Annotated in this window: 11 protein-coding genes; 3 read left to right on the forward strand and 8 right to left on the reverse strand. The window is 56.1% G+C overall.

Annotation, left to right across the window (positions count from 1 at the left end):
* Positions 1 to 10: 10 nt before the first annotated feature.
* The 6 genes from nudK to napF form a co-directional block, all read right to left on the reverse strand.
* Positions 11 to 586: a GDP-mannose pyrophosphatase NudK gene (gene nudK / locus SERS4_RS0118595; RefSeq protein WP_012146195.1), complete on the reverse strand. Its 576-nt coding sequence runs from the start codon at positions 584 to 586 to the stop codon at positions 11 to 13.
* Between the two features lie 131 nt (positions 587 to 717).
* The gene (gene napC / locus SERS4_RS0118600; protein ID WP_012146196.1) at positions 718 to 1,335 is read right to left on the reverse strand and encodes a cytochrome c-type protein NapC; all 618 of its coding nucleotides are present in this window, start codon (positions 1,333 to 1,335) and stop codon (positions 718 to 720) included.
* An 11-nt stretch (positions 1,336 to 1,346) separates the two neighbouring features.
* Entirely contained in the window at positions 1,347 to 1,796 is a 450-nt protein-coding gene (gene napB / locus SERS4_RS0118605) for a nitrate reductase cytochrome c-type subunit (RefSeq protein WP_012146197.1), read from the reverse strand.
* Positions 1,797 to 1,851: 55 nt separating this feature from the next.
* Entirely contained in the window at positions 1,852 to 4,338 is a 2,487-nt protein-coding gene (napA, locus tag SERS4_RS0118610; RefSeq protein ID WP_026142477.1) for a nitrate reductase catalytic subunit NapA, read from the reverse strand.
* Positions 4,335 to 4,601, reverse strand: a complete 267-nt coding sequence (gene napD, locus SERS4_RS0118615) for a chaperone NapD (protein ID WP_026142478.1) — start codon at positions 4,599 to 4,601, stop codon at positions 4,335 to 4,337. The genes napA and napD overlap by 4 nt, the downstream gene beginning before the upstream one ends.
* A complete protein-coding gene (gene napF / locus SERS4_RS0118620) occupies positions 4,591 to 5,088 on the reverse strand; it encodes a ferredoxin-type protein NapF (RefSeq protein WP_017893607.1) in 498 nt (165 codons plus the stop codon). The genes napD and napF overlap by 11 nt, the downstream gene beginning before the upstream one ends.
* Before the next feature lie 420 nt (positions 5,089 to 5,508).
* On the opposite strand from napF, the gene narQ reads away from it, so the two are divergent.
* Entirely contained in the window at positions 5,509 to 7,191 is a 1,683-nt protein-coding gene (gene narQ, locus SERS4_RS0118625; protein WP_017893608.1) for a nitrate/nitrite two-component system sensor histidine kinase NarQ, read from the forward strand.
* 162 nt (positions 7,192 to 7,353) lie between these two features.
* On the forward strand, positions 7,354 to 7,986 hold the full coding sequence (gene narL / locus SERS4_RS0118630; RefSeq protein ID WP_017893609.1) for a two-component system response regulator NarL: 633 nt from the start codon (positions 7,354 to 7,356) through the stop codon (positions 7,984 to 7,986).
* Between the two features lie 26 nt (positions 7,987 to 8,012).
* Here the strand turns inward: narL and SERS4_RS0118635 are convergent, their stop codons facing one another.
* Positions 8,013 to 8,291: a helix-turn-helix domain-containing protein gene (locus SERS4_RS0118635; protein ID WP_017893610.1), complete on the reverse strand. Its 279-nt coding sequence runs from the start codon at positions 8,289 to 8,291 to the stop codon at positions 8,013 to 8,015.
* Between the two features lie 282 nt (positions 8,292 to 8,573).
* Here SERS4_RS0118635 and acrD point away from each other — a divergent pair, with 282 nt between their 5' ends.
* Positions 8,574 to 11,711: a multidrug efflux RND transporter permease AcrD gene (gene acrD / locus SERS4_RS0118640; RefSeq protein ID WP_017893611.1), complete on the forward strand. Its 3,138-nt coding sequence runs from the start codon at positions 8,574 to 8,576 to the stop codon at positions 11,709 to 11,711.
* Between the two features lie 120 nt (positions 11,712 to 11,831).
* Here acrD and ypfM read toward each other — a convergent pair whose 3' ends face one another.
* On the reverse strand, positions 11,832 to 11,891 hold the full coding sequence (ypfM, locus tag SERS4_RS27075; protein ID WP_112349006.1) for a protein YpfM: 60 nt from the start codon (positions 11,889 to 11,891) through the stop codon (positions 11,832 to 11,834).
* Positions 11,892 to 11,952: the final 61 nt, after the last annotated feature.

Below are 11,952 nucleotides of genomic sequence, written 5' to 3' on the forward strand. Positions count from 1 at the left end.
CCGGGTTTTCTCAGTCCATAATCCGATGAATTTGCAGGTACTGCAGCAGCATAATGGTCTTGCCGTCTTTCATCCGCCCGTCGGCGATCATCGCCACCGCCTCGGTGAAGGGCAGTTCCACCACTTCAATATCTTCGTCTTCGATACCGCCGCCGGCCGCATGGCGTTCGTCGTCATGGTATTCGGCAATAAAGAAATGAATAATTTCAGTCACGCCACCCGGCGACATATAGGCTTCGAAAACCTTCTTCACCTCACCGACCTGAAAACCGGTTTCTTCCACCGCTTCACGCCGCGCGCACTGTTCCGGTGAATCCGCATCCAGCAGGCCCGCACAGGCTTCCAGCAGCATGCCACTCTCATTGCCGTTAACATAGGTCGGCATACGGAATTGGTTGGTCAGTACCACCGTGCCCTTGGCGCGGTTATACAGCAAAATGGTCGCACCGTTACCACGATCGTAGACTTCGCGCATCTGCTGAACGGAACCGCCATCCTTGCGCTTGAGATCAAAAGTATATTTGTGCAGTACATACCAGTTATCCGACAACAGCTCTTTTTTCACATTCTCAATTTTCGCCGACATGAACCCTTCTTCTTTTCCGTTAGCTGAAACGCAAAAATGATACCGCGATTAAGCTTCGAAGTGACAACGGATTTGCAACAAAAAACCCCGTAGCTCATACAGAACCACGGGGTTTTTACCCTCAAAAGTATTTAGAAGCCGTTGGGTACGTCGCGCATATCCGGCAGCTTATGGGCGATCCCCTTGTGGCAATCGATACAGGTTTTGCCTTCGGTTATCGCCTTGTCATGCATCTTCGCCGCCACGGTTTTTTGCGCGGTAAAGTCCATATATTCAAAATTATGGCAGTTGCGACACTCTTGCGAGTCATTGGCCTTCATTCGTGCCCATTCATTGCTCGCCATCGCTAACCGATGCTGGTCAAATTTCTGTGGCGTATCGATCAGCCCGAACGCTTTGGCGTACAACTCCTTGCTGGCCTTAATCTTACGCAGCATTTTCGGCCCCCACTCATGCGGCACGTGGCAATCCGGACAGGTGGCACGCACGCCACTGCGGTTGTTGTAATGCACCGTGCCCATGTATTCCTCATAGACGTTTTCGCGCATTTCATGACAGCCGATACAGAACTGTTCGGTATTCGCTGCTTCCATGCCGGTATTAAAACCGCCCCAGAAGATGATGCCGGCGCCAAAGCCGAGCAACAGCAGCGTACCCAGCGCCAGGCGGCTTGGCCTGCGCCACCAGCGCCAGATCCGCAACAGGCGGCCGGGCTTTTTTTCAGTGGTGGTGTGTTTGTCTTCGCTCATAGCTCCCCCGCTTAATGCCCAAAGCCCGGCATGGGCTGGAAATCATTGCCGACAATCGGCGCCGCATCGGTTTGCGGTACGTGGCACTGCAGACAGAAATAGCGACGTGGCGCGACTTCGCTCAGCACCTTGCCGTCCCGGTCCATAAAATGCGTCGGGCTGATACGCGGCGCACCGGTGGTGCGGTAATGTTCCACACCGTGGCACTGCAGGCAGCGGTTGGTGTTCTTGCTGATCTGATAGCCATCCACGCTATGCGGGATCATCGGCGGCTGATTAACGTAGTTCAGCGCCATCCGTTCCTGCTGCTTTGGCATCGAGATCGGCCCGCTGGCAGTCGAGGACACTTCCGGAGACTTACTGAGATCGACATCACTGGCAGCAAACGCCAGGCCGGCAAAGGCCAGCGACAACAGGGTCACCCACAGGGCAAACGTCTTTTTCACAACAGGGCTTTTCATTTTTATTTGGCTCCCGGGTCATTAAATAAGGTGTTCATCGCGCAATTCGTCAGCCTCACACCTTCTCCAACTTCACCGCGCATTTCTTGAAATCGACCTCTTTGGAAAGCGGATCGGTAGCGTCCAGCGTCAGGTTATTGACCAGCTGCGCCGCATCAAAGAACGGCATATACACCAGCCCCCTTGGCGGACGGTTGCGGCCGCGAGTTTCGACCGTGCTGATCAATTCGCCACGGCGCGACAGCACCCTGACCTTCTCGCCACGGCGCAGGTTGCGGCTTTTGGCGTCCAGCGGATGGATAAACACCACCGCCTGCGGGAAGGCACGGTGCAGCTCGGGTACCCGGCGCGTCATCGAACCGGTATGCCAATGTTCCAGCACCCGACCGGTGGATAACCAAAGGTCATATTCTTTATCCGGACTTTCCGCCGCCGGTTCGAATGGCAGTGCGAAGATCACCGCCTTGCCGTCCGGCTTGCCGTAGAAACGCACTTCTTCTCCGGCTTTAACGTAGGGGTCAGTACCTTCGCGATAGCGCCACAGCGTCTCTTTGCCATCCACCACCGGCCAGCGCAGACCGCGAGCCTGATGATAGCTATCGAACGGCGCCAGATCGTGCCCATGACCGCGACCAAAACCGGCATATTCTTCAAACAGCCCTTTTTGCAGATAGAAGCCGAAGTCGCGAGCTTCATCGTTAAGCTGATCCGCCGGGATCTCCGTCAGCGGGTATTTATTGACCTCACCGTTGGCAAACAGCACGTCGTACAGCGTTTTACCGCGATATTCCGGTTTCTGTGCCAGTAATTCGGCCGGCCACACTTCTTCCACCGTAAAGCGTTTGGAGAACTCCACCAGCTGCCACAGATCGGATTTGGCCTCGCCCGGCGCTTTCACCTGCTGGCGCCAGAACTGAGTACGGCGCTCCGCATTACCGTAGGCCCCCTCTTTCTCCACCCACATGGCGGTCGGCAGGATCAGGTCGGCTGCCAGGGCGCTGACGGTCGGGTAAGGATCCGACACCACCACAAAATTGCGCGCATCGCGCCAGCCCGGCATCCGGTCTTCATTGATATTCGGCCCGGCCTGCATGTTGTTGTTGCACATCACCCAGTAAGCGTTCAGCGTGCCGTCTTTCAGCGCTCGATCCTGCGCTACCGCATGCAGCCCGACTTTGGCTGGAATGGTACCGGCCGGCAGTTGCCACTTCTGCTCGGCGGTCTGCCGATGTTTTTCGTTGGTGACCACCATGTCGGCCGGCAGACGGTGGGCAAAGGTGCCCACTTCACGGGCGGTGCCGCAAGCGGAAGGCTGGCCGGTCAGTGAGAACGGCCCACAGCCCGGTTTGGAGATTTTGCCGGTCAACAGATGCAGGTTGTAGCACAGGTTGTTGGCCCATACGCCGCGCGTATGTTGGTTAAAGCCCATGGTCCAGTACGACACCACCTTGATGTTCGGATCGGCATACAGTTTTGCCAGCGCTTCCAGTTGGTCTTCCGGCACGCCGCTCATTTTGGCCGTTTTTTCCAGCGTGTAGTCCGCGACAAAGGCTTTGTATTCTTCGAAGCTCATAGGGTCCGAAGCGTCGCTACCGGGGTTTTTCGCCGCTTTTTCCAATGGGTCGGTTGGGCGCAGGCCATAACCGATATCCGTCGCTCCACGGCGGAAGTTGACGTGCCGATTAAGGAAGTCCTGATCTACCGCGTTGTTTTGAATGATGTAATTGGCGATGTAGTTCATGATCGCCAGATCGGTCTGCGGCGTGAACACCATGCCGTTGTCCGCCAGTTCGAAGCTGCGATGCTCAAAAGTCGACAGGACCGATACGTTGACCTTCTCATTGCTCAGGCGACGGTCAGTGATGCGCGACCACAGGATCGGGTGCATCTCCGCCATGTTGGAGCCCCACAGCACAAAGGCATCGGCCTGCTCGATATCGTCATAGCAGCCCATCGGCTCGTCCATGCCGAAGGTGCGCATAAAGCCCACTACCGCTGACGCCATACAGTGACGGGCGTTCGGATCCAGGTTATTGGAGCGCAGCCCGGCTTTGAGCAGTTTGGCGGCGGCATAGCCTTCCCACACCGTCCACTGACCGGAGCCGAACATGCCAACGGCCTCTGGGCCTTTCTCTTTCAGGGCCTGCTTGAACTTTTCGGCCATGATGTCGAACGCCTGCTGCCAGCTGACCGGCGTAAACTCCCCTTCTTTGTGGTACTGACCGTCCTTCATGCGCAGCAGTGGCTGAGTCAGACGATCTTTGCCGTACATGATCTTTGGCAGGAAATAGCCTTTGATGCAGCTCAACCCACGGTTGACCGCCGCTTCCGGATCGCCCTGTGAGGCCACAATGCGGCCGTTCTGGGTACCGACCAGCACGCCACAACCTGTGCCGCAGAAACGACAGGGCGCTTTGTCCCATTTTATAGAGTCGGCGCTGCCTGCCGCCGCCTGCACCACCGTGGGAATAGTCAGCCCGGCGGCTGCCGCAGCGGCGACCGCGGCGTTTGCTTTCATGAAGTCTCGACGACTGAGTTTCATGGCGTTACCTCACCTTGAGTGTCCTGCTGGTGATAAACCAGCGATACCGCCAGCACGCCATCCAAATTGCGTACCGACTCAATTTTTTCCAGCAGCTGATGGGAACAAGCTGCCTGCATCACCACCACCAGCTTGCCGTGCTGCTGGTCCTGGGCCGGAATTTCAGTGTCTGCGATAGCCAGCAACTCGGCGACCAGCCTTGGAATTTTTTCCGGCCGTGCCTGCACCACCAGCCCGCTGACGTGCCATTCGTTATTCATCATTATTTTCGCTCTGGGTTAGGGTAACGGCACCGGCCGGACAACCGGCGACACAGGCGCCACAGCCAGTGCAGGCCGCGATCTCCAGCACCGGTTGAGCCATTTCGCCCAGACGGGGCCGAAAGCGGATCGCCTGAGTCTCACAGCTATCCTGACAACTGCGGCATTCCACGCCCCGCTGCGCCAGACAACCGCTACCGAATACCGCATGTTGTTGCCAGGGTGTTTCTGCCAACGGGCGGAATAGCGGTTCTTCGCAGGCCTGCACGCAGCGTCCGCAGAAGGTACATTCTGCTCGTTGAAAATCAATTTCGGGAAAACCGCCGCTGCCGCTAATCAGCACCCCGGTTTCACAAGCGCGAACGCAGGCCTGGCAGCGAGTGCAACCGGTAATAAAAAGGGATCCTTGCAGCGACCACGGGGGGCGGATCGCTGCGGCTGGCTGACGCCATTGTCCACCGAGCAGGTTACGCCGTGACAATACGGTCATGCTGTTTTCCTCGATATTGCAAACACGCCACCGCGCGTAATAAATAGAACCTGTTTTTGTATTGTTATTGTAGTCGTTACCAAGGAGTTTCCGGTTGTCGTTAAAGACATTAAAGGCGGTGGGCATAAACCTTGATAAATACGGGGGTAAGATAATATCAGTTCGGGGGGTATATAATCCCCCTAAAGGGGTAAATGCAGGAGTAGTTTGCGCCAGATCAATCAATTACCGATGGGGGGCGGAATTTTAGCCCTGCGATTTCCACTTACTCGCTATCTAGTTGATTATACAGCGGTCACCTTTTGTGACGATGGCAGCCAAATTCATGCAAAACGCTACGCATTTTAGTTGCAAAACTTATAATTTTGCTTTCGAATGAAACCCGGTGATGCTCATCGCCCGCGAGAAAAGGATGCATGATTGCTTGTTAAACGTTCAGTGACCAGCAGCCTGGCCAAGGCGCTGTTTTGCATTGTGATTTTGTCCGTGCTCTCTACCGGGCTGGCGCTAACCACCGTGGCTGACAGCCTGCGTGACGCCGAAGCGGTCAACATTGCCGGTTCGCTGCGCATGCAGAGCTACCGGCTGGCCTACGATCTCACTGGCCCGGCTCCGGAGCTGGAACAGCATCTATTACAATATCGGCAATCCCTGCAGGCCCCGGCGTTGCAGAAGTTGGACCGTTTTTACGTGCCTGCAGAAGTGCGGGAAAAGTACCTGTCTTTGCAGCATGCCTGGCAACCCTTGGCGCAGCAGATCCAGGCCGGCCAGTCGGCCGACTATCAGGCCAATATCGCCGGCTATGTTAACCAGATTGACCATTTTGTGTTGGCGCTACAGCGTTATTCCGAGCTGAAACTGACTATTGTGGCGGCCATCAGCGTGCTGGGCTTTATCGCCATCATCGGCCTGGTGCTGTTTTGCATCCGTTTTATGCGCCGTCAGGTGGTGGCACCGCTGAAGCATCTGGTGGATGCCAGCCAGCGCGTGCAACAGCGGGACTTTAACCACCCACCGCTGGATACCGCCCTGCCGAATGAGCTGGGCGTTTTGTCGCAGGCCTTTACCGCCATGTCGGGCGACCTGGCCAAGTTGTATGAGTCGCTGGAGCAGAAAGTGCAGGAGAAAACCCAGCGTCTGCAACAGGCGAACAAGACGCTGGAGGTGCTGTACAACTGCTCGCAAGCACTTAACGTGCGGCAGATAGACCAGCAGGCATTTGAGAAGATCCTGCACATCGTGCGCCAAAGTGAAGATTTGCACTGCATCCGGCTAAACGTGGCGGACAGCCTCAGCGAATGGCAATTGCGCAGCGGCCGCCCTTCGCCGACGCTGGCCTGGCAATCGCTGACCATTATCCAGGGCGACAAACCGCTGGGTGAACTGAGTTGGCAACATAAGGAACAGCCACCACATCCGCACCTGATGCAGAGCGTGGCCAATATGCTGAGTCGTGGGGTTTATTTTAACCGGGCGCAGAAACAGCATATGCAATTCTTGCTGATGGAAGAACGTGCCACCATCGCCCGCGAGCTGCACGATTCTCTGGCACAGGCGCTGTCGTTCTTGCGTATTCAGTTAACCCTGCTCAGGCGCACGCTGGCGGACAGCACCCCTGAAGCCCAAGAGATTATTAGCGATTTTGACCAGGCGCTGGCCGACGCCTATCGCCAACTGCGCGAACTGCTGACCACCTTCCGCCTGAACATTCAGGAGGCCGATTTGAACACCGCGCTGCACCAGTTGCTGGCGCCATTAAAGGTTCTTACTGACGCACGGATTCAGTTACACTGTCGGCTTTCTTCCCAGGCGCTCAATGCCCAGCAGCAGGTGCATGCGCTACAGATTGTGCGCGAAGCGGTGCTTAACGCCATCAAACATGCCCAAGCACAGGAAATCGTCATTCGCTGCGAAATGACGGCCGAGGGTGATAACAGCATCAGCATCGCTGACGACGGTTGCGGCATCGCCAGCCTGAATGAACCTGAAGGTCACTATGGTCTGACCATCATGAGCGAGCGCGCTGCGCGACTGGGAGGAACGCTGCGCATCCAGCGGGTTGAGCCGGACGGCACGGAAGTCCGCCTGACATTCCCGCCATAAAATCAGGACTGTTCACTCTTCGTTACGGTTTAGCTGAGTCTAACGGTCTATTTCAGGATGTTCGTGGCGCCAATCGCCACTATTTTATAAGAGTCTGTCCCACTGTGAAGCGTGCTGCACGGCGCGTTTGAGTGGCTTTACTCGCTACAGGGAGCATATTTCATGGTGATGAAGAATTACCGAGTGATGATCGTCGACGACCACCCGCTGATGCGCCGCGGCATTAAACAACTGCTGGGGCTGGATCCGCTGTTTACCGTACTGGCCGAAGCCAGTAACGGCAACGAAGCCATTACGCTCGCGCTGCAACACACGCCGGACGTGATCCTGCTCGATCTGAATATGAAGGGTTTGTCCGGCCTGGACACGCTGAAAGCGCTGCGTAATGAAGGTGTGGATGCCCGTATTATCGTGCTGACGGTGTCAGACTCACGCAGCGACGTGTACGCGTTGATCGACGCCGGTGCCGACGGCTACCTGCTGAAAGACAGCGAACCGGAACAGTTGCTGGAACACATTCGTGCGGCGGCGGAAGGAAAGAACGTGATCAGCGACGCGGTGGCGGACTATCTGTCATCCCGTAGTGAACAACACGACCCCTTTGCCGAACTGACCGAACGCGAGCTGGACGTGCTGCAGGAAGTGGCGCGTGGCCTTTCCAATAAGCAGGTAGCAGCCCAGTTGCACATTTCTGAAGAGACGGTGAAAGTACATATTCGCAATATGCTGCGCAAACTGGATGTACGTTCACGCGTGGCGGCAACGGTGATGTACCTGGAGCACAAGAGTCAATAATCTCTCCCCGGCATGCCGGGGAGGCTTTATTCGATGGCGGCAAGCAGCGCCTGATGATGCTGGTGAACCCAGCCCTTGTTGATCGGTCCCCAGTTTTCCAACTGATAGAAACCGTCGTTATTGCGTACGCCCTGCTGAACAAACTGCAGCTCTACCCCCAGACCGGGCAAGGCTTTCAACACGTCTTGCAGGGTCCGGCGCGGCCAGCCGGTCAGCTCCATCAGACGCGGGACGTTTGGCCGCTCGCTATGGCTGATCAGCCAGCACAGATAAAGACGACGGGCAAATACCGGGTTAATTTCCATGCCTTGCTCCTGCATTAAAGTGAGTCCTGATTATTTTTTGACAATCCCGAATACTCAGGCCATTGATTGTCATTAAATTGTCTTAATCGCGCCGTTAACGGTAATGACGGTGTAATTAGGGGTTTCTTCTACCGTTATTTACATTATCTCCTTTTTTTCTCCACGCTTTCCCCCCCCTTCACGCGTAAAGTGCATAAGTGCCGGAATCCTTCCCAGCCACTGAGAAAACGCAATTCCGATGCGTCTTAAAGATAGAACAAGTCATAACGAGGTTCGCGCTGCATGGCCAATTTTTTTATTGATCGCCCGATTTTCGCCTGGGTCCTGGCAATTATTCTTTGCCTGACCGGCGCCTTGGCGATTTTTTCCTTACCGGTGGAACAATACCCGAATCTGGCGCCGCCGAACGTTCGCATTAGCGCCACCTATCCAGGTGCTTCGGCACAGACGCTGGAAAACACCGTCACCCAGATTATCGAACAGAACATGACGGGCCTGGACAACATGATGTATATGTCGTCGCAGAGCACCAACACCGGGCGAGCCACGGTAACGCTGACCTTTGAAGCAGGTACCGACCCCAACGAGGCGATGCAGCAGGTACAAAACCAACTGCAGGCGGCGATTAAACGGCTGCCGCAGGCCGTGCAGACCCAGGGCGTAACGGTATCGAAATCCGGTGATACCACGCTGATGATGGTGGCCTTCGTTTCCACCGACGGCAGCATGGACAAGCAGGACATTGCCGATTACATCGTTTCCAATCTGCAGGATCCGCTCAGCCGCATCAACGGCGTGGGCAGTATGGACGTTTACGGTTCGCAATACGCCATGCGCATCTGGCTCGATCCCAACAAACTTAACAGTTACCAGCTCACCACCCAGGACGTCGTCAGCGCGATCCAATCGCAGAACGCCCAGGTCGCCGTCGGCCAGCTCGGCGGTACACCCTCCGTCGATAAACAGGCGCTTAACGCCACCATCAATGCGCAGTCTCAGTTACAAACGCCTGAACAATTCCAAAAGATTACCCTGCGAGTCAACCAGGACGGTTCATTAGTCACGCTTGGCGATGTTGCCACCATCGAACTCGGTGGCGAAAACTATGACTATCTCAGCCGCTATAACGGCATGCAGGCCGCCGGCATGAACATCAAGCTGGCCTCCGGTGCCAATGAGTTGCAAACCGATCAGTTGGTGAAGGATAAAATCGCCGAGCTGTCGCAGTATTTCCCGCATGGGCTGGAGGCGAAGGTCGCCTATGAAACCACCCCGTTCGTTAAGGCCTCAATCAAAGACGTGGTAAAAACCCTGCTGGAAGCCATTGTGCTGGTGTTCCTGGTGATGTACCTGTTCCTGCAGAACTTCCGCGCCACGCTGATCCCGACCATCGCCGTGCCGGTAGTGTTGATGGGCACCTTTGCCATTCTTTCGGCCTGCGGATTCAGTATCAACACCCTGACCATGTTCGCCATGGTGCTGGCCATCGGGCTATTGGTGGATGACGCCATCGTGGTGGTGGAAAACGTCGAACGCGTGATGAGTGAAGAAGGCCTGTCGCCCAGGGATGCCACTCGCAAATCCATGGGGCAGATCCAGAGTGCGCTGGTCGGCATCGCCATGGTGTTGTCGGCGGTGTTTATCCCAATGGCGTTCTTCGGCGGTACCACCGGTGCCATTTACCGCCAGTTCTCGATCACCATTGTTTCTGCCATGGTGCTGTCGGTGCTGGTGGCGATGATCCTCACCCCTGCCCTGTGCGCCACCCTGCTCAAACCCATTGCCAAAGGCCACCATCACGGCAAGCGCGGCTTCTTCGGCTGGTTCAACCGCATGTTCAACCGCAACGCCGACCGCTACGAGCGCGGCGTGGCGCGGGTGCTGCACTCCAGTGTGCGTTATATAGTGATTTACCTGTTACTGCTCGGCGGCATGGCGTTACTGTTTATCAAGTTGCCGACCTCCTTCCTGCCGCAGGAAGACCGCGGCGTATTCACCGTCCAGGTGCAATTGCCGCCGGGTTCAACCCTGCAGCAGACCACCAAAGTGGTGGAAAAAGTTGAACACTATTTCCTGACCAAAGAAAAACAGGACGTGCTGTCAGTGTTCTCCACCATTGGCGCCGGCCCCGGCGGGAACGGGCAGAACGTGGCACGCATGTTTATTCGCTTGAAAGACTGGGATTTGCGTACCTCCGGTGCCAACAGCTCATTCGATATCATCGATCGCGCCACCAAGGAATTTAACCAGATTATCGAGGCGCGGGTGATTGCCAGCAGTCCACCGGCGATTACCGGTCTGGGCAATTCTTCCGGCTTCGATATGGAACTTGAAGACCACGCCGGCCTGGGTCACGACAAACTGATGGCGGCACGCAATCAACTGCTGCAACTGGCCGCCGCTAACCCGCTGCTGTCCCGCGTGCGTCACAATGGCCTGGATGACAGCCCGCAGCTGCAAATTGATATTGACCAACGCAAAGCCCAGGCGCTGGGTGTTTCAATTGATGACATTAACAACACGCTGTCGACCGCCTGGGGCTCCACCTACGTTAACGACTTCGTCGACCGCGGTCGGGTGAAAAAAGTCTATGTGCAGGCCGCCGCACCGTTCCGCATGCTGCCTGGCGACATCGATAAATGGTTCGTGCGCAACAGCGCGGGTGGCATGGTGCCGTTCAGCGCCTTTGCCACCTCCCACTGGGAATATGGCTCTCCACGTCTGGAACGCTATAACGGCAGCTCAGCGCTGGAAATTGTGGGCGAAGCGGCAGAGGGTGTCAGCAGTGGTACCGCAATGGCCGAAATGGAAAAGATTGTCAGCCAGTTACCGACCGGCTTCGGTCTGGAATGGACCGCCATGTCCTACCAGGAACGCCTGTCCGGCTCGCAGGCACCGGCGCTGTATGCCATTTCGCTGTTGGTGGTGTTCCTGTGTCTGGCGGCGCTGTATGAGAGCTGGTCGATCCCGTTCTCGGTGATGCTGGTGGTGCCACTGGGCCTGATTGGTGCCGTTGCCGCTACCTGGCTGCGCGGACTGGAGAATGACGTTTACTTCCAGGTCGGGATGCTGACCATCATCGGGCTGTCGGCGAAAAACGCCATTTTGATCGTCGAATTCGCCAACGAGCTAAACCAGAAAGGTCAGGATTTAATGTCAGCCACATTGGAAGCCTCACGCATGCGCCTGCGGCCGATCCTGATGACCTCGCTGGCCTTTATCTTCGGCGTACTGCCGATGACCATCAGCAGTGGGGCCGGCTCAGGCAGCCAGCATGCGGTGGGTACCGGGGTGATGGGCGGTATGATTTCCGCCACCCTGCTGGCGATTTACTTCGTACCGCTGTTCTTTGTGCTGGTACGCCGCCGCTTCCCAGGCAAGCCGGCAGCCACCGCCAAAGCGCAAGACGTCGCGCAATAGCAGACAAAAAAAAGCAGCGTCGGGAAACCGATGCTGCTTTATCTCGAACGAGTGTCTCGTTCCCAGGGTGCTTTAATCACGAACAAATAAACCAACCTTGTTATCAACCTCAACGCAGTGTCAGTTACCTAACATCTCTTCGATGAAGTCTTTCCAGTTTCCCAACTCACGATCAACCATAATAATTTACAACCTCAATTAATAGACGAAGCGAATTCTACGCCTGTTTTTTGAGCAAGTG

Origin of the sequence: Serratia sp. S4, assembly GCF_000347995.1 — a bacterium.
Classification (GTDB): domain Bacteria; phylum Pseudomonadota; class Gammaproteobacteria; order Enterobacterales; family Enterobacteriaceae; genus Serratia; species Serratia quinivorans.

What these genes read in the sequence shown, in the direction of transcription:
- nudK (WP_012146195.1), bottom strand. Translation starts at nt 586, where the DNA reads ATGTCGGCGAAAATTGAGAATGTGAAAAAAGAGCTGTTGTCGGATAAC.
- napC (WP_012146196.1), bottom strand. Translation starts at nt 1,335, where the DNA reads ATGAGCGAAGACAAACACACCACCACTGAAAAAAAGCCCGGCCGCCTG.
- napB (WP_012146197.1), bottom strand. Translation starts at nt 1,796, where the DNA reads ATGAAAAGCCCTGTTGTGAAAAAGACGTTTGCCCTGTGGGTGACCCTG.
- napA (WP_026142477.1), bottom strand. Translation starts at nt 4,338, where the DNA reads ATGAAACTCAGTCGTCGAGACTTCATGAAAGCAAACGCCGCGGTCGCC.
- napD (WP_026142478.1), bottom strand. Translation starts at nt 4,601, where the DNA reads ATGATGAATAACGAATGGCACGTCAGCGGGCTGGTGGTGCAGGCACGG.
- napF (WP_017893607.1), bottom strand. Translation starts at nt 5,088, where the DNA reads ATGACCGTATTGTCACGGCGTAACCTGCTCGGTGGACAATGGCGTCAG.
- narL (WP_017893609.1), top strand. Translation starts at nt 7,354, where the DNA reads ATGGTGATGAAGAATTACCGAGTGATGATCGTCGACGACCACCCGCTG.
- SERS4_RS0118635 (WP_017893610.1), bottom strand. Translation starts at nt 8,291, where the DNA reads ATGGAAATTAACCCGGTATTTGCCCGTCGTCTTTATCTGTGCTGGCTG.
- acrD (WP_017893611.1), top strand. Translation starts at nt 8,574, where the DNA reads ATGGCCAATTTTTTTATTGATCGCCCGATTTTCGCCTGGGTCCTGGCA.